The organism is Turicibacter sp. St.80E1 (genome assembly GCF_059728495.1).
Genome location: NZ_AP039386.1, coordinates 1,612,486 through 1,638,349, shown reverse-complemented (window position 1 = coordinate 1,638,349; position 25,864 = coordinate 1,612,486). Strand labels below are relative to the sequence as shown.

The window sequence follows — 25,864 nt, the reverse complement described above, 5'->3', positions numbered from 1 at the left end:
TAAAAGTGGGAGGCTATTTACATGTTAGTTTCAGTGAATTGGTTAAGCCAGTACGTTGATTTAAGCGATATAAATCCAAAAGAGTTAGCAGAGAAGATTACGCGTACAGGAATAGAGGTTGAATCGGTGAACGTTCTATCAACCGCTACAAATGTGGTGATTGGTTATGTGGAGGAACGTGTGCAACATCCAAATGCGGATAAATTATCGGTTTGTCAAGTCAATGTTGGTGGAGAAGACGGAGTTGTACAAATCGTGTGTGGTGCGAAAAATATCGCAGCTGGACAAAAAATTATTGTCGCTAAACCGGGTGCAGTTTTACCTGGAAATTTCAAAATTAAAAAATCAAAATTACGCGGTGAGGCTTCAAACGGAATGTGTTGTTCATTAAAGGAGTTAGGAATTGAACAAAAGTTAGTTCCACATGCTTATGCGGATGGAATTTTCGTTTGCGCAGATGATGCTCCAATCGGAATGGACGCCTTAGAGTACTTAAAATTCCATGATACGATTATTGAACTAGGACTAACACCTAACCGTATGGATTGCTTATCGATGTATGGGGTGGCTTACGAAGTTGCAGCTATCTTATCACGTGACGTTCATTTTGATGCGGTGAATGTGCAGGAGGTAAAAGAATCGGCAGCTGAATTAATTAAAGTGAGCTCGATGACAAACAAAGCGCCTCGCTATCTAGCTCGCGTCGTAAAAAATGTTGAGATCAAGGAATCTCCACAATGGTTACAGGCCCGCTTAATTGCAGCAGGAATGCGTCCTAAAAATAATGTTGTCGATGTCACAAACTATGTGATGTTAGAGATGGGGCAGCCTTTACACGCTTTTGACTATGATACAATTTCTTCAAAAGAGATTGTGGTAAGAGAGGCCGTATCAGGGGAAACAATGACTACTTTAGATGGGACAGATCGTGAGTTAGTTGCGGGCGACCTCGTGATTACGGATGGAGTTAAACCGATTGCGATTGCAGGAGTGATGGGAGGACTTGAGACAGAAGTAACGGATCAGACAACTAATGTCTTATTAGAGTCTGCTTTATTTGATCGTTTATCTGTTCGCCAAACATCAACACGCCTAGGATTACGTTCAGAATCATCAGCACGCTTTGAAAAAGGAATTGATCCAAATCGTACAGAATTAGCGCTTAATCGTGCTGCTGAATTGTTGGCACAATTGGCGAACGGGGAAGTTTGTCAAGGAATTGTAGCATGTGATGAGTGGGTAATGACGCCAGTTGTCATTGAAATTACAGCTGATAAAATTAACTCTGTTTTAGGAACAACGATGACAACAGATGAAGTGGCCACTATTTGGGAAAGATTAGGTTTTGCTTATACGGTAGATCAAGAGGTGTTTAAAGTTAATGTTCCTTCTCGTCGATTAGATATTACTATTGTTGAGGATTTAATTGAGGAGGCAGGACGTATTTACGGATATGATAATATTCCAATGACGCTTCCGGCGACGGATATGAAGGGCGGATATAGTCCACTTCAATTACTTCGTCATCAAGCGCATCAAACGTTAATGGCATGTGGTCTTACTCAAGTGATTACTTACTCTTTAACAGGAGCTAAGAAGGCGGAACAATGTTTATCATTGCCAAAAACTAAGAAGGAGCTTGTGAAATTGGCGATGCCAATGAGCGAAGAACGCGCTTATTTACGTCAATCGACAATTCCTCAATTGTTAGAAGTTGTTGCCTATAATAATGCACGTACGATTGAGAACGTTGCAATTTATGAAATTGGGAAGGTCTATGCTAAAGAAAATGATCGCTATTTAGAGGAAACAAAGATTTCGGGAGCAATGACGGGTCATTTAGAAACAAATAAGTGGCAATCAAAAGTTGAAAAAGTTGATTTTTATATGGTGAAAGGGTATGTGGATACACTTTTAGAAGAGATGGGTCATTTAAATGTGACTTATGTGCCTGTTGTACCTGAAGAGTATAAAGATTTTCATCCAGGACGTTCGGCAATGGTATACGTTAATGAGGTATTAGTCGGAGTTGTTGGACAAATTCATCCAGAATTACAACGTACGCTTGATTTAAATGAGACGTATGTCTTTGAATTATCATTAGATCTTTTATTTACATTAGATTCATCAAGACAATCGTATAAACCAGTGCCTAAGCATCCGGGAATGACACGCGATATTGCTTTAGTTGTGAACCGAGATGTTTTAGCGGGAGATTTAGTGCAAACGATAAAAAGAGCGGCTAATAAGCTTTTACAAAATGTAGAAGTCTTCGATGTTTACGAAGGTAAAGGTGTTGAAGATGGTAAGAAATCAGTTGCTATTTCATTGTATTATTTAGATAATGAGAAGACTTTAACTGATGAGGACTTACAACCTGTTCATCAAAAAGTATTAAATGCTTTAACAGATGAACATTCAGCTGTTTTACGCGGTTAGTAAAAAAGGGGAGCAAGTAAAACTTGTTCCTTTTTTTACCTTATTTGTGCTAATAAGTTAAAAAAAGTAATTAATCCCTATAATAACATATAAACTATAATCATGAGGTGATAACATGACAAGTGAAAATTTAACACAATTAAGAAATCGAATTGATGAAATTAACGATCAATTGTTAGATTTATTAAATGAGCGAACAGCTTTAGTAGAGGCAATTGGTCGTGAAAAGGACAAGCAAGGATTAAAAAAATATGATCCGATTCGTGAACAGCAAATTATAGAAAAGTTAAGAGAAAAAAATCAGGGACCCTTAACAGATGAGATGCTGATTCACGTATTCAAAGAAATTTTTAAAGTAAGTGTCAAACTTCAAGAAGAGAAAAGTCATAAAAAGGGATTACTCGTTTCGCGTAAAAATAAATTAGAAGATACTGTCATCGATGTTCAAGGGGATATGATTGGTGATGGTGAACCGACCTTTGTTTTCGGTCCATGTAGCGTAGAATCAAAGGAACAAATGGAGCGTGTTGCAAAAAATCTATCTGAAAAAGGATTAAAGTATATTAGAGGTGGGGCATTTAAGCCACGTACATCTCCTTATGATTTCCAAGGGCTTGGTATTGAAGGGTTAAAGATGATGTCGGAAGCAGCTAAAAAATATGGTTTACGTGTGGTGAGTGAAATCATGGATGCAGGTGATTTAGAGGCCGCCTTACCATACGTTGATGTCATCCAAATTGGGGCACGTAATATGCAGAACTTTTCCCTGCTAAAAGCATTAGGGCATATTAACAAACCGGTTTTATTAAAGCGCGGATTAAGTGCAACCATTGAAGAGTTTGTCAATGCTGCGGAATATATTGCGATGCATGGAAATCCAAATGTGATGTTATGCGAACGTGGAATTCGTACATATGAAAAGGCAACACGTAATACATTAGATATTTCAGCAGTGCCTATTTTAAAACGTGAAACGCATTTACCTGTTTTTGTTGATATTACCCACTCAACAGGACGTAAGGATATTTTATTACCGATTGCAAAGGCGGCTTTAGCGGTTGGAGCTGATGGAATTATGGCTGAGGTACATCCAAACCCAATGTTGGCGTTATCGGATGCTAATCAGCAAATGAGTTTAGAAGAATTTGATTTATTTTACAAAAAACTACGCAACTAGAATAAGTTAAACATTTCCTGTCCATACTAAAAATAAGTAGAAAAAGCAAGCGATTTAAAAATGAAAATTTTCATTAAAATGTTGATAAATAAGTACAATTCTTATAAAATGGTAGAGAGAGTTGAATAAACAGACAATATTAGTGCTTACAATGTCGATAATTGTGAGTAATCAAAATAAAAAAGTGCAGGAAATTTTAAAGCAGTAGGAGTGTATGATATGTCTAAAGTAACCATTTATGACGTGGCACGTGTTGCAGATGTTTCATTAGCGACCGTTTCACGCGTGTTAAATAACCCTGAAAAGGTAAAACCAAAAACACGTGAGCGTGTTTTAACAGCAATTAAGGAGTTGGGATATCGTCCTAATGCGATTGCACGAGGATTAGCGAGTCGCCGTTCAACTAATGTTGGACTGATTGTCCCAACATGTTCACGTGCATCAGCATCGGAAATGATCGATGGGGTAGCTGATATTGCGGATAAATATCGCTATTCTGTGTTCTTAAATGTCACACATAATGAAAATGATATTGCGAATAATGCGTGGCAAAATATGATTGCTTCTCAGGTTGATGGTGTTTTAATGATGGCCGATAAATTAACAGATGATGAGGTTGAGCGATTAGCTACGGACACGGTTCCAACTGTATTATTATCAGTTAAAGATTTAGAAGGTCGTTTACCCGCTGTTTTAATTGATTATGAATTAGCTGCTTATGAAGCAACTAAAAAGTTAATTGAAAACGGAAATAAAGATATCGCGTTTATTACTTCAAGTTCACACCATGCGATGAACGATTTAAAAGAACAAGGGTATCGTCGAGCATTAGAGGAAGCGGGATTAGAACCTCGTGTCTTAGGTTTATATACTAAATTTGAAAGTTCATTAAATGCGTTTAAAGAGTTTTTTGATAATAATAAAGCGCCAGAAGCAGCTTTAGCGGTTCGTGATTCGGTAGCTGTCATGTTTATGAATGCGGCCATTGATCATGGAATTAATGTTCCTCAAGATTTAGAAATTATCGGATTCCAAAATACAAAATATGCGATTATGTCACGCCCACAATTAAGTACAATTAACATTCCGACTTATGATATTGGGGCTGTTGCCATGCGCTTATTAACTAAATTGATGAAAGAGGAAGAAATTACGGAAACTCAAATTACGTTACCTCACTCATTTGTTTGGCGTCAAACGACTCGATAATCTTGACAGTATAAGATATAATTTGTTATAATCCAAACGTTAATAATAATGCAATGATAAGACACAAGTAATGATTATTAAAGGGCAGTGACAGAGACTTAGTGATTGGTGAGAACTAAGGCCGTGATAATCACGAATTACATTCTTGGAGCATGTTCGTTAGAACCGGTTTTTACCGTTATCAACTTGAGTGGTTAAATAGACGATATTTAACAAGTAGGGTGGTACCGCGACATTTCGTCCCTTCATGATGTTTTTAAACATCTGAAGGGTTTTTTTTATGGCGCGAAGAAGAGGTTCGAATCTAGCATGCTTTAAGGAAGTGAATGATCTAAAAATGATTAAATGAGGTGAACCTATGAAGAATGAATTTTTAAAAGAATTACAGTGGCGTGGTTTAATTAACGACTGTACAGATTTAGAAGCATTAGATGCATTAATGGAAGAAGGAAATATTAAACTTTATTGTGGATTTGACCCAACGGCAGATAGTTTACATATTGGATCATTACTTCCTATTTTAACGTTAAAGAGATTTCAACGAGCAGGGCATAAGCCACTTCCACTTGTAGGAGGGGCTACAGGATTAATTGGAGACCCAACAGGACGTTCAGCAGAACGCCAAGAAAATAGCCATGAGACGGTTATTAAATGGTCAGAAAGTATTAAACGTCAGTTGTCGCAGTTTCTTGAGTTTGGTGATCAATCAAACGCGGCTGAGTTAGTAAATAACTATGATTGGACATCAAATTTAAGTATGATTGAATTTTTACGTGACTTCGGAAAATACTTTAATATTAATTATATTTTGGCGAAAGATACGGTATGCTCTCGTTTAGATCACGGAATGACATTTACCGAGTTTTCATACACAATTTTACAAGGGATGGATTTTAAACACTTATACGAGACTAAAAAATGTGTTCTTCAAATTGGTGGATCAGATCAATGGGGGAATATTACATCAGGGTTAGAATTAATCCGTAAAACGATGGGCCATGAGGCGAAAGCAGTTGGGTTAACGATGCCATTAGTGACAAAGTCTGATGGAACAAAATTCGGAAAAACTGCTGGTGGAGCGATTTGGCTAGATCGTACGAAAACAACTCCTTATGAAATGTATCAGTTTTTAATTAATACGGCGGATGAAGATGCGATTAAATTCTTAAAATATTTTACTTTCTTATCACAGGAAGAAATTAATGCGATTGAAGAAGCATTTACAGCGGCACCACATGAACGTTTAGCACAAAAGGCATTAGCGAAAGAAGTGGTGACACTTGTTCACGGGTACGAGGCTTATGAGCAAGCTTTAAAAATTACTCAAGCATTATTTAGCGGGAATTTATCAGATCTATCAGCTGAAGAGATTGAAGTTGGGTTTAAAGATGTGCCTTCAGTTGAATTAGCAGAAGATTTAAACTTAGTTGATGCCCTTGTTTTTGCGAAAGCAGCAAGCTCAAAACGTGAATCACGTGAGTTCATTAATAATAACTCAATTTCTATTAACGGTGAAAAGGTGAAGGACTTAGACTATGTAGTTTCTAAAGAACAAGCCATTGGTGGTAAATTTACAGTTATTCGTCGTGGAAAGAAAAAATATTTCTTAATTAAACATGTTTAAAAGGAAAGATAAATTCTTTCCTTTTTTTATTGAATTGAATAAAAAAAAGACTTCGATTGCTCGAAGTCTTTTTTACCGTTAGATTAAAGATTAACGGCTGTAGAACTCTACGATTAAGTTTTCGTGGATATCAGCGAATACTTCAGAACGTTCTGGTAAACGTACGAATGTTCCAGTCATTGTAGCTTCATCGAATGATACGAAGTCTGGACGGTGAACAGTTCCTTCTAAAGCAGCTTTGATAATAGCTAAGTTAGCTGATTTTTCACGAACGCTGATTGTTTGTCCTGGTTTTACTGAGTAAGATGGGATATCAACGCGTTGTCCATCTACTAAGATGTGACCATGGTTAACTAACTGACGTGCTTGACGACGAGTGTTAGCTAATCCTAAACGGTATACTAAGTTATCAAGACGAGATTCTAATAAGTATAAGAAGTTCTCACCATGTTTACCTTGTAATTTACCAGCGCGGTCGTATGTACGACGGAATTGACGCTCAGTCATTCCATATGCATGACGTAATTTTTGTTTTTCTTGTAATTGTAATCCGTATTCAGAGATTTTTTTACGTGCTTGTCCGTGTTGCCCAGGTGCATAAGGGCGTTTTTGTAATTCTTTACCGTTTTCTAAGATTGAGTATCCTAAACGACGAGAAATTTTCCAGCTTGGTCCAGTATAACGAGCCATGCTATGACCTCCTTTTAATTTGTCAGAATTTTGATTTTGCATATCAAAAAAGGAGAAAATTTATCCGATACTATAAGTTAGATTAAAATCCCATATCCTCGCCTTTGCAGCCAAAAGGTTATACGATATGCCATCAATTCCTTTAAAGGGAATATTGAGGTTTAATCTAATCATCACAGTTAGATAAAAAGCTGCCTTTCATCAACGCACTCCAGTATAATATCAAGATTCAATATTATTGTCAACAAAAAATCAAAGTTCTAAACAATTTCTAAAAATTTCATCATAAATTCTATCAATTTGAATGGTTTCGACAATTAGTTGCAGAAAGTGTTGCTATAAATGTGTTTTAATGTCTTCAAGATGGAGATTGTGTTTTCCAAATCCCTCTCGTTTTGGGTATTTCGTGAAAGTTTTCTATCTTCGGGTCTAATATAAGAAGTGAAGAGACCGAGGATGAGTCGACCTATAGGGGTTGGATAGGATAAGAAAAGCAATCATTTTCTTCATTTAGAAAAGAAAAAAATGAGAGGTTAATGATCAGTGTCGTTTCTTAAAAAGTCAGTAGAAAACCGTAGAAAGCATAGGATTTTTTATCAAATTATGATATGATTATTTAACAATAACTCATTTATAAAACATGGTGGGAGGATACTATGATAGATTTTAAATTACTTATTTTGATCCTAATGATTGTTATATTGGCCATTGTATTAATTTATTCAGTCATTATTGTCTCAAAGAAGAAGCAATATTATGCGAAAATTGATGATTTAGATTATATGAAACATGAGATTTCTAATCAGACCGTTCCATTTGAATTAGCTAAGCTTCGCAGTACTAAAAAGAGTGAGCGAATTGTCAAATTGGTTCAACAATGGGAACGTCGTTGGGGAAAATTAGAGTCAGATTTTATTATGGTAACCGAACAAATTATTTATACGGAGGAACTCGTTGCAGATAAAAGCTTCTCAGAAGCCGATGAGCAATTAATGGAGTTACAACAAACGCTTGATGGATTAAAAGAAGAAGTTGAACAATTAATTGAAGAAATTAAAGCGTTAAAGAAATCAGAAGAGCGTAATCGTTCAAATGTCATCGCTTTAAAAGATTCTTTTGAACAACTTAAATTTCGCTATGAAACGGAAGAGGAAAAATACTCTGATTTTAAAGAAGAAATGAAGACCTTATTTAAAGATGTTGAAGTTTTCTTTTTGAAATTTAATGAATGTATGGATGATTGCAACTACGATTTGGCAGATGAAACATTAGAATTAATTAAATCACATATCGAAACAATTACTTATATGTTTGAACGGGCGCCTCTTTACAAGGAAACATTGACAAATGAGTTAAAACCTTTATTAAGAGAAGTATTAAAAAGTTATGAAACGATTATTTCATCTGGAGTTTACCTCAAGCATTTACAGATAAAAGAAACGATTTCTTATTATCATGGTCAGTTAGAAGAGATTCCTCAGTGGATTAAACGTTTTGATTTTGAAAGAATTGAAGCGACGTTATTAGAGATTCATGATAATGCAAAGCAAATGATTGAATTTATGAAAAAAGAGTACGATCTTCAAACGACGATCAAAGAAATGGTCATGAAGATGAAGGTGACCATGCAACAGATTAAGGAGCAAGGAGAAACATTAAACGCTCGTTACGAAAATATAAAGGATAATTATCGTCTTCCAGAGGAGGAAGAGCAACAATTTAATTTACTTTTAAATGAGCTGAAAATTGTAAATAATGAGTTTACTTATTTACTGGGTCGAATAGAGGAAAATCAAACGGCTAATTCAACACTTGTTCGAGAACTCACATCAATGGGGCAACAAGGCATTGAATTAAAAGAGCAATTACGATTATTTGATGGTGAGATTGAAGGACTTTATGCAGGGGAAAAGGAATGTCGTCAAAAAGCGTTAATGTTGTTAAAGACGTTTAATCAGTTAAAAGGGATGTATCATCAAGTTCGTTTTCCAATTGAGAATGAAGAAACAGTAGAGCTAATTAAACGAGCGAATTTTTCTGTTCAATTGCTTTTTGATACGATCGGTCGTCTTCCGATTAATATTGCGGAAATTGATAAACAATTGACGCTTGTTCAGGCATCGATTGATGAGCTTTCAACGCGTGTAGAGACAGAGGTTTTAGAGGCACAACTTGCGGAACGATTAATGATTTATGGTCATCGATATATCGAGCGTGAGGGAATGTACGTCGTGGATTTGACCATTGCAGAGGATCAATTTCGTCAAGGAAATTATGCCACAGTTATAAAAAAAATGTATGAGTTATTAAAAGAGGTTGAGGGAGCATCCTTTGAAATAACATTTAAACAATTTAAACAACAAGTAAAAATGGGATTGGTTTAGGGGGAAAACTATCTATGTCGTTCGTTAACGAGTAGATAGTTTTTCTTTTTATTAGTAAAAGGTCCTTCTCTAAGCATTCACTTGAATTTAAAAGGAAAAAAATAATGATTTCAATGCAATAAGTGAAGTGAATTTTTTACAGATGCATATTATAATAGTAAGAGACCAACCATGCCTTTTTATATCAGGTGAATCGTAATTTTTTTGACATTTTTACGTCGAATTTCATATTTTATAGTGTAAGCAGATCATAAAACAACCATTTTGTATGTCATAAACTCAGAAAATATTGCGATTTGAGATTATATGCGTTATGTGGTATAATGTCGAAACAATAAGGTAGCACGTGAAGAGGTTATTGAATTCGTCTCATTTAAAAAAGAATTCATCCGAGTTAAAAAGTTTAAAATGGTTCTGAGATGTTTATGTCGGAAGGAGAATCAAAATGATTTATTTAGATAATAGTGCAACAACTCCTGTCGATCCAGAAGTATTAAAAGCCTTTGTAAAAGTTAATGAAAATTTTTGGGGAAATCCGAGTTCATTACATGCGTTTGGGGCGAGAGCCGAACAACTTCTTATTCAAGCAGAAAAACAAGTTCTAACGCTTTTAAACGCCAAAAACCATAAGGTTATTTTCAATTCTGGAGCAACAGAAAGTAACAACTTAGCGATTCGTGGGTTTTGTCATGCTTACAAAAAACGTGGGAACCATATTATTACCACTCCTATTGAGCACGCATCAGTTCATGAAACGATTGAGGAATTAGAGCAAGAAGGTTTCCGAGTCACTTATATTGACGTTACGGCAACGAAAGAGGGGATCCTTCAACAAATTCAAGAGGCGATTTGTGAAGATACGATTTTAATTTCATGTATGCATGTCAATAATGAAATGGGAATGATCCTCCCTATTTATGAAATTGGACAATTACTTAAAAAGTATCCAAAAGTTAAGTTTCATGTGGATGCTGTTCAAAGTATTGGGAAAATTCCTGTGGATATAGATAAAATGAATATTGACTTATTATCATTGTCTGCTCATAAGTTTCACGGTGTTAAAGGGTGTGGGGCTTTGATTATGAATCAATATTTAACTCTAGCTCCAGAAATTACAGGTGGGCATCAAATGTATGGCCTTCGTTCAGGAACGATCAACGTTGCTGGAGCTGTTTCTTTAGCCAAAGCATTACGATTAGTGATTGAGCCACTAGATAGTAATTATCGTCATGTTAAAAGTCTTTTTGACTACGCGATACAAGAATTAGAAAAAATAGACGGTGTTGTCATCAATAGTAACCGTGAAGAACAGACCCCATATATCATTAATTTTGCCGCAGTTCCAATTAAAGGGGAAACGTTAGTCCATGCGCTTGAAGAATACGACGTGTATATCTCTGCGAAGTCCGCTTGTTCTTCAAAATCGGCGGCTGCCTCAAGAATTTTGATGGCACTAGGAATTGGTGAAGACATCGCCTTAGAAAGTGTGCGAGTTAGTTTCTCTGATCGTTCTACTAAAGAAGATGTCGATCAGTTAATTAAAGCTTTAAAAGTAGTCATCGCTCAATTAAAATATTAATCATCTTAGCAAAATCATAGTTTTAGACGAGGAAGGAAATGATGAAATGATTTATGATCGTATTTTAGTCCGTTATGGTGAATTATCGATTAAAGGGAAAAATCGTAAGTATTTTAAAAATGCCTTACATAAAATAATTAGACGTAAATTAAGTGATTTGAAGCAATTAAAGTATGAAGTGACTCGTGATCGTTTTTATATTATTTTAAATGGGACAAATCCTGACCTTGTGACGGAGCAACTAGATAAAGTATTCGGATTACAATCATACAGTTTGACGGCACGTTGTGAAAATGATATTGATGCGATTAAAGCATTAGCTTTAGAGATCATTAATGAGCAACCAGCTGTTAAAACAACATTCAAGGTTGAAACTAAACGTTCAGATAAGCAATTTCCGATGCAATCGGGTGAAATTTCACGTGCAGTTGGTGCTCATCTTCTTATTAATACGTCTCATCTAAGTGTTGATGTGCATCATCCTGATATGACTGTTTTTGTAGAGGTTCGTCGCGAAGGAACATTTATTATGGCTGAACATATTAAAGGATTAGGTGGGTTCCCAGTAGGAATTAGCGGGAAAGGTCTTCTCATGATTTCAGGAGGAATTGATAGTCCTGTTGCCGGTTATTTAATGCAAAAACGCGGGGTTGAAGTAGAGGCCATTCACTTTGCTTCTCCACCTTATACATCTATTCGTTCAAAGCAAAAAGTTCTTGATTTAATGGAAAAAAATGCACATTATGCGCCTGAAGGTCGTATTGATGTACATATCGTTCCATTTACGCAATTACAAACCGCGATTTACGAGAACATTCCGAGCAGTTATACGATGACGGTTATGCGCCGTATGATGTATCGTATTGCTGAAGGAATTGCCAAAAAACGTGAAATTTTAGTTTTAGCAAATGGGGAAAGTTTAGGACAGGTAGCGTCTCAAACGTTGGCAAGCATGTATGCAATTAATGCCGTTACTAATATGCCGATTATTCGTCCAGTGGCCACCCTTGATAAAAATGAAATTATTGAAATTGCGAAAAAAATCGATACTTATGATATCTCAATTCGTCCATATGAAGATTGTTGTACGGTCTTTGTTCCTGAACATCCGGCGACAAATCCATCGCTTGAAAAGTGTGTGGAATTTGAACAAAACTTTGATTTTGACTCTCTTGTACAACAATGTATTGATCAAACAGAAATCATTACAGTGAGTGCAGGAGAAATGATTGAACTTGAAGATAATACAGCATGTGCACTGAATGATTTATTTTAAAAGGGCAGACAAATTCATTTAATACGAGTGAGTAGACGGGCAAGTCAGAATCCACGAGGTGAGTGGATTCCGACTTGCCTTTTTTATTTGCCGCTAGACGGTCATAACGAGTTGAACGTTTATGGAAAGGGAGTATCGTCTTAAGAATGACTCGCCTCTTACAGGATGGTGAGACCTACTTAAAAGCGATAAGGTTAGCCATCCATTAAGAGAGGATAATAAGGACCTAAACAGAGGGAGCGAATAAAGGGGGGAAATGAGTCATGAAGTGTCGGACGAAAAACAAGTTGAGCTAGGTTCTTCTAGTGTAAAATGGAAGGAGCGTAGTAATAAGCTAAGTGTCTAATTATTACTAATTTGTGAAAAAAATATAATTAAATCGCGTTTTTGTTAGACAAATAATTCACAATGTAGTATACTTAAGAGGAATCAAAGTGAATCTATTCACAATTTTGAGGAGGAGTCGGAATGACAAATAGAATTACAAATGTTGAGGAATTAATGTCAACTCTTGAAACGATGAGAGCTGCTCAACGTGAGTTTGCAACATTTACACAAGAACAAGTAGACGAATTATTTTACAAGGCGGCAATGGCAATCAATAATTTGCGCATTCCGTTAGCACAAATGGCAGTTGAAGAAACAGGAATGGGGTTAGTTGAGGATAAGATCATTAAGAATCACTATGCATCTGAGTACATCTATAATAAATATCGTGATGTAAAAACGTGTGGAGTGTTATCAGAGGACTTATCATTTGGAATTCAAAAAATTGCTGAACCAGTGGGGGTAATTGGTGCAGTCATCCCGACAACAAATCCAACGTCAACAGCATGTTTTAAATGTTTAATGGCGATTAAAACGCGTAACGCGATTGTTATTTCAGCCCATCCTCGTGCAAAAAATTGTACGAATTATACGGCTCAAGTGATTCGTGAAACAATTGAGGCAGCGGGGGCTCCAAAAGGATTAATCGCATGGATTGATGCGCCAAGTATTGAATTAACAAATACAGTAATGCGCGAAGTGGATCTGATTTTAGCAACAGGTGGTCCAGGAATGGTAAAATCAGCTTACTCTTCAGGAACGCCAGCTATTGGAGTAGGTGCAGGAAATACACCAGTTATTTTCCATAAAACATGTAATGTTCCAATGGCAGTAAACTCTTTACTACTTTCAAAAACGTTTGATTACGGTGTGATTTGTGCATCTGAGCAATCAATTATTGTTGATGAGGCAATTTATGAAGGTGTTAAATCGGAACTTAAAAAACGTAGGGCATTAATTTTAAATGATGAACAATTAGAGGCAGTTCGTCGTACGATTATTATCAATGGGGCATTAAATGCTAAAATTGTAGGACAACCTGCTTATAAAATTGCTGAATTAGCTGGATTTGAAGTTCCAAAGGATACTAAAATCTTAGTTGGTGAAGTAACGGATACCTCTTTAGAAGAACCTTTTGCTCATGAAAAATTGTCTGTTGTTTTAGCAATGTACAAATCTTCAAATCATGAAGAAGCAGTAGAAATGGCCGAAACATTAGTGAACCATAGTGGATTAGGACATACGTCGGCTATTTATGCGGATGAATTACGTGCGAAAGCAGATATTGAAGCAATGATGTTACGTATGCGTACAACAACTGTTTTAATTAATCAACCGACGGCACACGGAGGAATTGGAGATATCTTCAACTTTGCTTTAGCCCCATCATTAACATTAGGTTGTGGATCTTGGGGAAATAACTCAGTATCAGAAAACGTTGGTCCGCAACATTTAATTAATATTAAGACAGTGGCTAAAAGGAGAGAAAATATGCTTTGGTTTAAAGTGCCAGCAAAAGTTTACTATAAATTTGGATGCTTACCAGTAGCATTAGAAGATTTAAAATTTGATGGGAAAAAACGAGCATTCATCGTAACGGATAAAGTATTATTTGATTTAGGATATACGAAACATGTGACAGATGAGTTAGATCGTTATAATATTCAATACACGATGTTTACTGATGTTCACCCAGATCCATTATTATCAGATGCTAAAAAAGGTGCCGAAGCAATGGCTAATTTCCAACCAGATGTAATCATTGCCCTAGGTGGAGGATCTGCGATGGATGCCGCTAAAATTATGTGGGTTTTATATGAACACCCACAAACAGATTTTGCTGATTTAGCGATGCGTTTCATGGATGTTCGCAAACGTATTTATCGTTTCCCTAAAATGGGACAAAAATCTAGCCTTGTATGTATTGCAACATCAGCAGGGACTGGATCAGAGGTTACGCCATTTGCCGTTATTACGGATGATGAAACAGGAATTAAGTATCCATTAGCGGATTATGAATTAACGCCAACGATGGCCATTGTTGACCCAGCTTTAATGTTATCAATGCCAAAAGGGTTATGTGCAGCTTCAGGGATTGATGTTTTAACACATGCTCTTGAATCTTTAGTAGCGACTGTTGCAACGGAATACACAATTCCATTATCACTCGAGTCTGCAAAATTAGTTTTTGAATATCTTCCAGAGTCTTACCATGGAGGAGCTGAGGCGAAGGTGGCAAAAGAAAGAATGGCCAATGCTTCATGTATGGCAGGAATGGCATTTTCTAATGCAATGTTAGGATTATGTCACTCAATGGCACATAAATTAGGAGCAAGATTCCATATTCCTCATGGAATTGCGAATGCCTTACTTATTAATGAAGTCATTAAATATAACGCGACAGATGCACCATTTAAACAAGGAACATTCCCACAATATGAAACACCTCAAGCAATTGAGCGTTATGCAAAAGCAGCAGATTATCTAGGATTAACAGGAAATACGGATGAAGAAAAAGTAGAAGCTTTAATTCGTAAAATTAACGAATTAAAACAAGAAATTAATATTCCGGCAAGCATTTCAGAATGTAATGTATCAGAAGAGGAGTTCTTAGCATCACTTGATAGCTTAGCTGTAGAAGCATTTGATGATCAATGTACAGCAGCAAATCCTCGCTATCCATTAATTCAAGATATCAAACAATTATATTTAAATGCTTTCTATGGAGAAGCAAAATAAGTTTTTTATTTTAAATTTCGCATACTTACTCTGACAAAAAAGGCGGTCTACCTTAGGGTGGATCGCCTTTTTATGTGGGAGAATGAGTCATTACAGAGGGAATTAATCAATGAAAGAAGACGCAAGGTGTGTTTGATTTATAATTTCAATCAATGGTAAACGATAAATGTTGTTTGCGAGTCAGACTTCACTATTTATTTTTAAGAGGGACAACGCGCCTTCAGTTCATTTCATGGCTTGGCGGTATAAAATGATTTTAATTTTAAGAGACATAGATATCCCTTTTTATACATTTTTTTATTAAAAAAAACATAAATCACAAAAAAAAACACAATTAGGGAAATAAAGGTAGTATAATGGAGGTAACAAGTTGATAGGCAAGATGAGAAGAGAGTCAGCATGAATAACTTGTCATTGGACCATGTAAGTCATGTATCAAAACCGGTAAGAATGTCTTAAGAAAATGAAAGTTATAAAATCATTAGATAATATACAATTGTCGATTTAAAACTATCCTTTGAAATTAGTTTCTTAAAGTGTAGTTTTTTATTAATATCTAGGAGAGTTTTTAGGATAACTTCACGGTTCTAATGACAACACCAATGGTTGATATGATAGAGGAGTAGGCAAAGGAGGATTAATTGTGTGGGAGTTGTATCTTAACGAATTGAGGAAAGGGTTTCGTCGGATTGAGGTTAGATTTATTTCGATGCTATTTCTTTTGATTTGTATTTTAGCATTTTTAGTTAATTGCTTGGAGTTTTATGGGACATCCTTTTCGTTTATTCGAAGGGCAAGTCAAATGACGATTATGATTAGTTGTTATAGTAGTTATTTTCTTAGTCTTATTACAATGTTGTTGCCATTATTGGCAGGTTTTTTATATTCAGATAATTTTATTTTAGAAAAAAACAATGGGACATTATCGCTTCTTTTAACGAGGACGTCATTAAAGCGAATTATGGTATCTAAAGTTTTTGCTGTCATGACGCTCCCATTTGTCATTTCTTTTTTTAGTTTAAGCGTTAATATCCTATTAACTTATTTTACTTTTCCAAGTATTGCTGGGGATAGTGACCTTAGTTTTCCAGCATACGATATTGGATTGAATCAATACTCTTCCCTTTACGCTTTTGATTTGCTAAGGTTAAATTCAGAATGGGGATATACGTATTTTTATGTTTTATTAATTAGCCTTTTTGCGAGCGTCCTCGCCGTATTCATTTTTTCCGTGGTTAACTGGGTAGGGAAAAATAGTTATTTAACCATCATTGGTATTTTTATCGGATTTATTATGGGGGGATTAGCATTAGCGCTAACTGGAATGGAACGTTGGAGTTGGCATATTGCGTTTAGACCCTATGCTCTTGGCAGTGCAATTACCCCTTTTCTATGGCTCATTGGTTTAGTTGTGATTGCTATTGGCCTTCTTATTATTTATACTCGGCGAGTGGAGTTGATTGAGTCATGATCTTTGAGAAAAATTTGTTGAAACGCATTTGGTTAGGGGGATTTGGAAGGACCTTATTAATGGTAAGTTTCACGCTCTCGGTTCTTTATTCCTTCCTTGCATTTAGGAGTTATTCGGGGCTATTTTATCAATTTGAAAGATTATACTCTATTCAATCTAACACAGTTATTATAAATTTTTTTATCTGTCCTTTATTTTTAGTTATTTTAATGTGGTTTTGGAATCAATATACAAATATTCAGGTTCTTCTAAGATTTAAAGGTAGTCGAAAAAAATTGATGGGGCAATTAAAGTTAATCATGATAAACGCTTGTCTGTTTGTTACGTTGTTTAACTTGCCGTTTTTTCTTTTAGGAGTGTGGATTTTAGTAGCCGACCAATCGCCAGTAGTCCTCATTTTAATTTTATTCTCGAGTTGCCTACAATTTATTGGTTTTAATCTATTAGGAAATTTACAGCTATTAATCCAATTAAAAACAAACCAATCCATTGTTTCATTTTTAATAGGGGTCGTCCTACTCCAAATTCCAGAATTGCTAGGGGATCTTCTTCGCCAACCTAATCTTTCAATCAGTCGGATCATCTATTTAAACAATTGGTTTCTTCCAGGTGGAGATATACAAGATAATTTAGTCGCATTGGTTGTGATGAGTTTCCTTTGGCTGGGTACTTTTATTTTATTACAGCGTATGCATCGGGAGCGAGGACGTCTTCAGAGACAACGTTATTTTCTAAAAAGGGTGGGCTTATTTAATCATAAAAGATTACTTATTCATGCCCTAATTTGTGCTATTGTTTTAACGGTATATTCCTATTTAATTGGGAATCTTCAACAAGAAGGAAGTATGTTTGAAGCAACCTTGTCGATGTTTAATGTCGTAGAATTTGATTTTTTACAAACCATTATTCCGATATTTATCTTTTCCCTGCCGTTTATTTCTTTTATCTCCTTAAATGGAGACAAGATATATCGTGATTATTTTGAGAGGGGAGAGCTTGTTCTCACAAGAATTCAACGTAAAAGGATTTGGTTCGTCAAAATGATGAGTGAATTGCTAAAAGAAAGTACTCTTTTTTGTTCGGGGCTTATCATGATGACCTTGGGGCTCTCTGTCTTTTTGGGTTATCATTTCGAGTTGTATTTATTTGAAGAAGTTGCAATTCTTTTCGGATTACTCGTACTATTTTTTAGTTTGATGACTCTTCTTTCTAATCTTGTATGTTTTTTAACGAAAAGTAGTTTAGGAGGAATCGTTACCATTACGGTGTTTTATGCGTCTTTTCTTATGGTGGCTTATTTGTATGAATGGCATCCATCATTTTTATTTATGATAAAATGGCTTCCTGTCTCGCAAATTGTGATGTCGTGGCATACTGAATTAATGGCGTTAACCCATACAAGTTTTACATTTAGTTTTTCTTTTGTTTATCTGTTAGTGGGTCTTCTTGTTTGTAGTGGAGTATTATATCACGTGTTTAAAAAGACAGAAAATTATTAAATAGTAAAAAAATGAAGTGAACATTTAAATTTTTAATTGGGGTGAAAAAAATGCATAATGTAGTTTTAATGAATGTTTCTAAAACAATAGGTCATGACGATGTTTTAAAAAATATTTCTGCAACATTTGAATCAGGAAAGATTTATGGTATTTTTGGAAGAAATGGGTCGGGTAAAACGATGCTTTTTCGTGCGATTTGTGGATTAATTAAAATAACAACAGGGGAGATCCATTTCAACGATCTCAAACTTCATCGGGATGTTTCGTATGCTCCTAATGTAGGAGTCATTATTGAAACTCCGTCATTTTGGAAAGAGTTTAGTGGATTTGAAAATTTAAAGATGTTAGCATCTATTCAGGGAAAAATAACTGATGTGGAAATCATAGAATCTTTACGAAGAGTTGGGCTTGACCCGCAGGATAAACGACCAGTAAAAAAATACTCTTTGGGAATGAAACAAAGATTAGCGATTGCCCAGGGGATTATGGAAAACCCGGATTTGATTGTTTTTGACGAGCCTACAAATGCCTTAGATGAAGAGGCGGTCCAATTGTTAAGACAAATTCTAATTGAGGAAAAAGAGCGAGGGGCAATTGTCTTAATTGCAAGTCATAATAAAGATGACATCCGATTATTGGCCGATGTTTTTATGAAAATGGAGAGCGGAAGACTTTCAGAGGTGACGACGTATGAGTAAAGGAACAAAATTATTCATTTTTACCATCATCTTACTCATTGGTGGAGCTTTTATTTTTGGGCAAGTGACAAGAAAATCTTTCGATTTGAATAATAAAATTGCAAATTTTGAGGAATTTCAACACTTTCAAGCAGAATCCTTTTCTTATCGGCCGATGAATTATTTTAATGATGATATTCAAACAGTAGAGGAGTTGGAGAAAGCATCGGATTTAATCGTGACAGTTTCTGAGGTTCGAGAAAGGGAATTAGTCAAACAGGCAACGAAAACGACTCTAGTTATCGATAAAGTATTAAAGGGGGAGGTTAATTCAGGGGATGAAATTATCCTTTACGAACCGGCGTATTTCATCAAATGGATGGATGATCATCAAAATGGCTACTTTGACTCATCGGGTTATCAATTGATTCAAGATGGGAATAAATACATCTTGTTTTTGAGCCATTTACAAGCTCCACAGGGTTATAAGTGGTCAGAGGAAGAGAAACGATCATTCTTACCAACTTCGCAATTATACGCTAAATATCCGTTAACTATAAATACAGAGGTCGAATCTCAGTTAATGGATGAGGGTCAATTGTTAGAGACGTGGGGGCAAACCCGGGATTACGAACTTTTAATAAACGATAAGCAAATACTTAACCACTATATTAGCTTAAAAAATCAGATTCTTACTAAATATTTAAAAAAGTAAGGGGCGTCCTAATAATAGGATAAACCTCCTTTTTTAAATATAAAAAAAGGTAATCTGTACCCTTTGTCAAGGACAAAGAAAAAAACCTAAGCAACTTGAAGCTGATTTCTGTATCCTACAGGAGTCAGCTTTTTTAAATTCCATTGATATCTAAAGCTGTTATGATAATCTATATATTCTTCAATTTCAATGAGTAAATCATCAAATGTCAGTTGATTGGTTATATCTGCTTCATCTTTTAGATGCCCAAAAAATGATTCTTGTGGAGCGTTATCCCAACAATTCCCCTTCCTAGACATTGATTGTTGAATTCCTAATTCCTTTAATTGATTCGAAAATTGCGGACTCGTATAATGCACGCCCTGATCGGAGTGAATAATCGTTTCCTTCGTTAATTGGACAGTCGGATTTTCTTGAAGTTGGTTCAGTGTTTGGAGAACAAAATCTATCTTTAAATGCTCACTTAATTGAAAAGCTAAAACTTCATTTGTTGCACTATCTAAGATGGTCGAGAGATAGGCAGTCTGACCCTTTCCATATTTTAAATAAGTGATATCGGTTAATAGAACTTTATAAGGTTCTAATGGCCTAAATTGACGATTAACAAGATTTGGACAGACACGATGTGCTTGTGTCGCTTTAGCGAGTTTACGATAGGGATTGCTTCGACGAACTTGACTCAATAGTCCATACTTTTTCATGATTCGATGAATAGATTTTAGGTTAAAGATAATGTTGAATTCCCCTTTAAGAACCATCGCTACTTGGCGAATTCCCTTGTTTTTTCGTCCCTTAAAACAAATGGCCTTTTGAATAACTTCTAAACGATGTTGTTCCTCCTTTAATCGCTTTAAACGAGCTTCTTCAGCACATAACGAAAAATAACGATAATAACCTGATCTTGAAACACCAAGACTATCGCATAAATGAGAAATTAAAGATTTAAATTTAGTTGATGTCTGATTCACTACTTGATGAATCATTTGAAACTTTACTTCTTTAGAGACTATTCGAGCATTTTTCTCATGAGTCTCAACTTTTTTAATAATTCGTTCTCAATCTTTAAAACTTCTAATTTAGCCTGCGTGCGTAATAATTGTTCTTCTAGCGTTAACTCTCGTTTTAGGGACCTTCCAGAATTCTTAGTACGACTATCATCCAATCCTAATGGGCCCTGGGTTTTAAAGGCTTGTTTCCAACGTTTAGCTGCAGAATTCACACGCTGCATGCCAAGCACCGTAACATTAAATCCATAGTATTCGAATATCTCTCGCGGAAACTTTCCTTTCTCGCTCATCATAATAAAGTTCTCCTTAAATTCTTTCGTATAAGTAATCCCTTTTTCAGATACTGACTTAACATATTCGTTTTGTTTGAGTTGTTCAATCTCTTGTGGTGTAAATAACTTCTTGCTCATTTAAAATCCTCCTAAAATCTAATAGTTAATATTATAACAAAAAGGCCCTAGAAGGTAGACTTTTTTTATTTGTCTACTCTCTAGGGTACATTTTATCATGATAGATCGTCTTTTTCTGATAAGGAGCCCTCTCCTAAGAAACAAAAAAAGTAGCACAGCATGCTGTGCTACTTTTACTATGGTAGATTCGGATAGATTTAAAGTTAAACCAGTCCAACGGGAACACCTCATTTACTAACAGAAGTTAATAGAAATCGGTTAACTTAAAGCTTAAAGACTCCAATGGGAACACCTCATTTACTAACAGAAGTTAATAGAAATCGGTTAACTTAAAGCTTAAAGACTCCAACGGGAACACCTCATTTACTAACAGAAGTTAATAGAAATCGGTCAACTTAAAGCTTAAAGACTCCAATGGGAACACCTCATTTACTAACAGAAGTTAATAGAAATCGGTTAACTTAAAGCTTAAAGACTCCAACGGGAACACCTCATTTACTAACAGAAGTTAATAGAAATCGGTTAACTTAAAGCTTAAAGACTCCAACGGAAACACCTCATTTACTAACGGAAGTTAATAGAAATCGGTTAACTTAAAGCTCAAAGACTCCAATGGGAACACCTCATTTATAAATATAAAGTGTAGTTGTTTGGAAAGAATCTACATAGTAGGCGGATTAGTTGTCATAGTTATCCCTCACATTTTTATTAGGATGAAAGTCATCATTTTTTATAGACTAGAAGAAGGAGAAGTCCTTTCTTCTAGTCGGGGGAGGGGATTCTTTATGAGTGAGAAGACCCTCATTAACTTCATCTACTGATACATGTATAAGGATAAGGTTCTTTTATTATTCTTGGCTTTGAGCCCCTAATTGTTGTTGGGCTTGTTTAACTAAACGTTTAGTAATTTCTCCACCAACAGAACCGTTTTGGCGAGCTGTTGCATCGGCACCTAATTGAACACCTTGTTCACTCGCAATCTCATATTTCATTTGATCGATTGCATTTTTTGCTCCAGGCACTACTAATTTATTTTTTGATTGACTAGCCATTTGAATGACCTCCTTATAAAGTAGCGAGTGCCGATTATTTTATGACAGATGTCTTTGAACTGGCACCCTGCTACCCGTATTTAAATAAATCGTATGAATAACTAAACTAGATTACTCTTGAGAGTTACCGCTTAATTGTTGTTGAGCTTGTTTAACTAAGCGTTTTGTAATTTCTCCACCGACAGAACCATTTTGGCGTGAAGAAGTATCAGGGCCTAAATTTACACCGAATTCTTTAGCAATCTCAGCTTTCATTTGATCAATTGCATTTTGAGCACCAGGAACCACTAATTTATTACGTGTTGACATATAAATAACCTCCTGACATACCATTAAGGGAAAATGTAATTTTTAAACGCTGTTACAACTCTAAATCGGAAAAATGGAATTATTTAGTTAAACTTTGTTTAGCCTTTGCAATTAAACGTTTAGTAATTTCGCCACCAACTGCACCATTTTCTTTAGCTGTTGCATGACGGCCAAAGTTTACACCAAGTTCTTTAGCAATTTCGGCTTTCATTTGATCAATTGCATTTTGAGCACCAGGAACCACTAATTTATTACGTGTTGCCATGATGATAACCTCCTAACCTAACATTTTGTATAAAACTTAAGAAATAGAGGATAAATACTACTTAATCAGAGCCATTTTTTACTTAAAGAATGACGTTAAATTCTATTCTTGGCTGAATTGTTGTTGTGCTTGTTTAACGAGACGTTTAGTGATTTCACCACCAACTGAACCGTTTTGACGAGCAGTTGCATCAGCTCCAAGTTGAACACCGAATTCGTTTGCAATTTCGGCTTTCATTTGGTTGACGGCATCTTTTGCACCAGGAACCACTAATTTATTTTTGCTTGATTGGTTTGCCATGTTTATCACCTCCTGACAATCATAATTTGTGCACTATCGACAAAAAGATACACGAAAAAATAATTTTTTTTATTTTTTTATCTCGTTCACTTGAAAAAGATGAAGAAATAGTTCATTTAACTTCACAAGAATGTCTTGATAAATCAGATAAATGTCTAAAATAATCTGGATAAAAGGTTAAAAAGATAGGGACGAATAGTGTAAAATAGTGTATGAAAAAGGAATTCTATAAATAATAGGTGATTAAATGCTAATCGAATCAAGTAATAATTCAAATGTAAAACGATGGATGAAATTAAAACAGAAGAAATATCGTTCCCAATTCAATCAATTTATTGTTGAAGGGGAACATTTAGTTTTAGAGGCCCTAAAAGCAAAAGTGGTAAAGGAGATCATTATAAGGGAACATAGTCAGTTGCCTGATTCAATTCAACCTCACGAGTGTACGGTGTACCAATTAAAAGAGAGTTTATTTATCCAATTGGCATCTACTCAGGCACCTCAATCGGTGATGGCCGTTTGTGAGATGAAACAAAAGCCCGTAACAGAAATGAACCGATTATTACTCCTAGACCGTGTTCAAGATCCAGGAAATTTAGGAACGTTATTAAGAAGTGCGGTTGCCTTCGGTTTTGATGGGGTTATCTTAGGTGAGGGTTGTGTCGATGTTTATAATGAAAAAGTGATTCGATCAACACAGGGTGCCATTTTTACCTTGGCCATAGAATCTCATTCGTTATCGGACTATATTAAAAGACTGATGGAACAAGGAATCCATGTTTTTGGAACAAGCCTTTATCACGGATCTCCGCTTTCAACCATCGAGGAATTTCCACGAATGGCCTTTATGTTAGGAAATGAGGGAAGTGGCGTGCAAACGGAATTATTAGAGTTAACGCATCAAAATATTTTTATTGAAATGAGTGAAAATATTGAATCTTTAAATGTTTCGATTGCGGGAAGTATTATAATGTATCATTTTCGTCAATAATAAGGAGGAAAGACCTTCGTCTTCCTTCCTCGAAAAAGATAATTATTCATCAATGCCTTTACTCATGGATGAAAGTGTGTTACAATAATTTCACATAGTATTTCGAGAAAGAGTGGGGTTTCCCACTCTTTTGTATTATGGTTAAAATGTTTGAAAGAGGTGAAATCCTAATGTCAAATATCGTAGCTCAAACAGAAATGTTGGTTCAACCGATTTGTGAAGCGGCGGGTGTTGAACTTGTGGATGTCGAATATGTAAAAGAAGGGCAGTCGTTTTTTCTTCGCGTGTATGTAGATACACCAGAGGGAATTGATATCGATCAGTGCGCAGACGTTGCTGAGGCATTAAGTCAACAATTAGATCAACAGGATTATATAGAAGGTGAGTATGTATTAGAGGTTTCATCACCGGGTGCTGAGCGTCCGTTAAAGACGCAAGAGGCGGTGAAGGGTGCCCTAGGATCTTATATTAATGTAAGAACATATAAAGCGATTGATGGTCAAAAAGAATTTGAAGGATATTTAACAAATTTTGAAGACGAAATCATGCAATTAGAAATCATGGTTAAAACACGTAAAAAAATAGTTGAAATTCCTTATGACATGGCATCTAAGGTTCGACTTGCAATTAAGTTTTAAGGAGGATATATCAGAATGAATACGAAAGAGTTTTTTGCTGCTCTTGAATTATTAGAAAAAGAAAAAGGTATTTCAAAAGATATTATTATCGAGGCTTTTGAACATGCTTTAATTAGTGCATATAAGAAAAATTTTAATCAAGCGACAAATGTTAAAGTCGAAATTAATGAACACACAGGAACTGTTAAATTATATCAACAAAAAACAGTAACAGAAGACGTCACACGTCCGCAAGAACAAATTAGCCTTTCAGAAGCGATGAGAATTAATCCTCATTACGAAGAAGGAGATATTATCAACTTTGAGGTAACGCCAAAAGATTTTGGACGTATTGCAACGCAAACGGCTAAACAAGTGGTGAAACAACGTATTCGCCAAGCAGAACGCGATAACTTACTTCAAGAGTTTAAAGATCGCGAAGGTGAGATTGTAACTGGGATTGTCGTAAAAGATGATGGAAAACATGTGTTTGTTGACTTAGGAAAAATTGAAGCCTTACTTCCAATGCGTGAAATTATGAATCCAGATGAGATTAAACCTAATTCACGTATTAAAGTTTATATTAGTAAAATCGAATCAAAAAATAAAGGACCTGTTGTTTACGTTTCACGTAAAGATCCTAATTTAATTAAACGTTTATTTGAGTTAGAAGTTCCTGAAATTTATGATGGAACGGTTGAAATTATGTCAGTTGCTCGTGATGCAGGGGACCGTACAAAAATTTGTGTCTTCTCTGAGGACCCAAATGTGGATCCGGTTGGAGCTTGCGTTGGACCATCAGGACAACGTGTTCAAAACATTGTTGACGAGTTAAACGGAGAGAAAATTGATATTATTCACTACTCAAAAGATCCAGAAGTATTAGTTGCTAATGCGTTAAGCCCAGCACAAGTAACAAAGGTTGTTGTAGATGAATCAAGAAAAGCGACAACGGTGTTAGTTCCAGATAATCAATTATCTTTAGCGATTGGAAAACGCGGTCAAAATGCTCGACTTGCTGCCCAATTAACAGGATGGAAAATTGATATTAAACCGGAATCAGAGGCTGCTAATTTAGATATTGAATTATAGGAAAAGGTCACGCAA

General features: G+C 35.5%; 21 protein-coding genes and 1 other annotated feature. Of the genes, 15 read left to right on the top strand and 6 right to left on the bottom strand.

The features are described from left to right. Positions 1–21 precede the first annotated feature (21 nt). The 4 genes from pheT to tyrS all read left to right on the top strand — a co-directional run bounded on the left by pheT (position 22) and on the right by tyrS (position 6,449). On the top strand, positions 22–2,439 hold the full coding sequence (gene pheT / locus AC6I0I_RS07945; RefSeq protein ID WP_262953918.1) for a phenylalanine--tRNA ligase subunit beta: 2,418 nt from the start codon (positions 22–24) through the stop codon (positions 2,437–2,439). A 115-nt stretch (positions 2,440–2,554) separates the two neighbouring features. Then, positions 2,555–3,616, top strand: a complete 1,062-nt coding sequence (locus tag AC6I0I_RS07940; RefSeq protein ID WP_161831971.1) for a bifunctional 3-deoxy-7-phosphoheptulonate synthase/chorismate mutase — start codon at positions 2,555–2,557, stop codon at positions 3,614–3,616. 219 nt (positions 3,617–3,835) lie between these two features. Beyond that, a complete protein-coding gene (locus AC6I0I_RS07935; protein ID WP_161831972.1) occupies positions 3,836–4,825 on the top strand; it encodes a substrate-binding domain-containing protein in 990 nt (329 codons plus the stop codon). A gap of 44 nt (positions 4,826–4,869) precedes the next feature. Beyond that, positions 4,870–5,073: a binding site (T-box leader), on the top strand. Between the two features lie 110 nt (positions 5,074–5,183). Continuing rightward, a complete protein-coding gene (tyrS, locus tag AC6I0I_RS07930) occupies positions 5,184–6,449 on the top strand; it encodes a tyrosine--tRNA ligase (RefSeq protein WP_161831973.1) in 1,266 nt (421 codons plus the stop codon). Positions 6,450–6,539: 90 nt separating this feature from the next. Here the strand turns inward: tyrS and rpsD are convergent, their stop codons facing one another. After that, positions 6,540–7,139, bottom strand: a complete 600-nt coding sequence (gene rpsD / locus AC6I0I_RS07925; RefSeq protein ID WP_055241189.1) for a 30S ribosomal protein S4 — start codon at positions 7,137–7,139, stop codon at positions 6,540–6,542. A 656-nt stretch (positions 7,140–7,795) separates the two neighbouring features. Between rpsD and AC6I0I_RS07920 the strand changes: the two genes are divergently transcribed. The 8 genes from AC6I0I_RS07920 to AC6I0I_RS07885 all read left to right on the top strand — a co-directional run bounded on the left by AC6I0I_RS07920 (position 7,796) and on the right by AC6I0I_RS07885 (position 19,806). Beyond that, a complete protein-coding gene (locus tag AC6I0I_RS07920) occupies positions 7,796–9,523 on the top strand; it encodes a septation ring formation regulator EzrA (protein ID WP_161831974.1) in 1,728 nt (575 codons plus the stop codon). 445 nt (positions 9,524–9,968) lie between these two features. Beyond that, the gene (locus tag AC6I0I_RS07915; protein WP_262950451.1) at positions 9,969–11,102 is read left to right on the top strand and encodes a cysteine desulfurase family protein; all 1,134 of its coding nucleotides are present in this window, start codon (positions 9,969–9,971) and stop codon (positions 11,100–11,102) included. A 46-nt stretch (positions 11,103–11,148) separates the two neighbouring features. Next, the gene (gene thiI / locus AC6I0I_RS07910; protein ID WP_161832837.1) at positions 11,149–12,378 is read left to right on the top strand and encodes a tRNA uracil 4-sulfurtransferase ThiI; all 1,230 of its coding nucleotides are present in this window, start codon (positions 11,149–11,151) and stop codon (positions 12,376–12,378) included. 468 nt (positions 12,379–12,846) lie between these two features. After that, positions 12,847–15,444, top strand: coding sequence for a bifunctional acetaldehyde-CoA/alcohol dehydrogenase (gene adhE, locus AC6I0I_RS07905; RefSeq protein ID WP_262953919.1), 2,598 nt, complete (start codon positions 12,847–12,849; stop codon positions 15,442–15,444). Positions 15,445–16,087: 643 nt separating this feature from the next. Beyond that, on the top strand, positions 16,088–16,915 hold the full coding sequence (locus AC6I0I_RS07900) for a hypothetical protein (protein WP_161832835.1): 828 nt from the start codon (positions 16,088–16,090) through the stop codon (positions 16,913–16,915). A 278-nt stretch (positions 16,916–17,193) separates the two neighbouring features. Continuing rightward, a complete protein-coding gene (locus AC6I0I_RS07895; RefSeq protein WP_262953920.1) occupies positions 17,194–18,414 on the top strand; it encodes a hypothetical protein in 1,221 nt (406 codons plus the stop codon). A 50-nt stretch (positions 18,415–18,464) separates the two neighbouring features. Then, entirely contained in the window at positions 18,465–19,112 is a 648-nt protein-coding gene (locus tag AC6I0I_RS07890; protein WP_161832833.1) for an ATP-binding cassette domain-containing protein, read from the top strand. Continuing rightward, the gene (locus AC6I0I_RS07885; protein ID WP_161832832.1) at positions 19,105–19,806 is read left to right on the top strand and encodes a hypothetical protein; all 702 of its coding nucleotides are present in this window, start codon (positions 19,105–19,107) and stop codon (positions 19,804–19,806) included. The genes AC6I0I_RS07890 and AC6I0I_RS07885 overlap by 8 nt, the downstream gene beginning before the upstream one ends. 86 nt (positions 19,807–19,892) lie before the next feature. Here the strand turns inward: AC6I0I_RS07885 and AC6I0I_RS07880 are convergent. The 5 genes from AC6I0I_RS07880 to AC6I0I_RS07860 all read right to left on the bottom strand — a co-directional run bounded on the left by AC6I0I_RS07880 (position 19,893) and on the right by AC6I0I_RS07860 (position 23,149). Continuing rightward, a protein-coding gene (locus AC6I0I_RS07880) for an IS3 family transposase (protein WP_497993557.1) occupies positions 19,893–21,223 on the bottom strand; the annotation gives its coding sequence in 2 pieces (ribosomal slippage) (positions 19,893–20,819 and positions 20,822–21,223; 1,329 coding nt in all). Between the two features lie 848 nt (positions 21,224–22,071). Next, a complete protein-coding gene (locus AC6I0I_RS07875; RefSeq protein WP_161832367.1) occupies positions 22,072–22,275 on the bottom strand; it encodes an alpha/beta-type small acid-soluble spore protein in 204 nt (67 codons plus the stop codon). A 111-nt stretch (positions 22,276–22,386) separates the two neighbouring features. Beyond that, complete coding sequence (locus AC6I0I_RS07870; RefSeq protein WP_161832366.1) at positions 22,387–22,584, bottom strand: alpha/beta-type small acid-soluble spore protein; 198 nt, start codon at positions 22,582–22,584, stop codon at positions 22,387–22,389. Positions 22,585–22,663: 79 nt separating this feature from the next. Next, a complete protein-coding gene (locus tag AC6I0I_RS07865) occupies positions 22,664–22,849 on the bottom strand; it encodes an alpha/beta-type small acid-soluble spore protein (protein ID WP_161832365.1) in 186 nt (61 codons plus the stop codon). Between the two features lie 102 nt (positions 22,850–22,951). Then, positions 22,952–23,149 carry an alpha/beta-type small acid-soluble spore protein gene (locus AC6I0I_RS07860; protein WP_161832364.1) on the bottom strand — a complete coding sequence of 66 codons (198 nt, stop codon included), beginning with the start codon at positions 23,147–23,149 and terminating at the stop codon, positions 22,952–22,954. A 247-nt stretch (positions 23,150–23,396) separates the two neighbouring features. On the opposite strand from AC6I0I_RS07860, the gene AC6I0I_RS07855 reads away from it, so the two are divergent. From AC6I0I_RS07855 to nusA, 3 genes are all read left to right on the top strand, one after another. Beyond that, positions 23,397–24,140, top strand: coding sequence for a TrmH family RNA methyltransferase (locus AC6I0I_RS07855; RefSeq protein WP_161832363.1), 744 nt, complete (start codon positions 23,397–23,399; stop codon positions 24,138–24,140). A gap of 170 nt (positions 24,141–24,310) precedes the next feature. After that, positions 24,311–24,778: a ribosome maturation factor RimP gene (gene rimP, locus AC6I0I_RS07850; RefSeq protein ID WP_161832362.1), complete on the top strand. Its 468-nt coding sequence runs from the start codon at positions 24,311–24,313 to the stop codon at positions 24,776–24,778. Positions 24,779–24,793: 15 nt separating this feature from the next. Next, the gene (gene nusA / locus AC6I0I_RS07845) at positions 24,794–25,849 is read left to right on the top strand and encodes a transcription termination factor NusA (protein WP_161832361.1); all 1,056 of its coding nucleotides are present in this window, start codon (positions 24,794–24,796) and stop codon (positions 25,847–25,849) included. Positions 25,850–25,864: the final 15 nt, after the last annotated feature.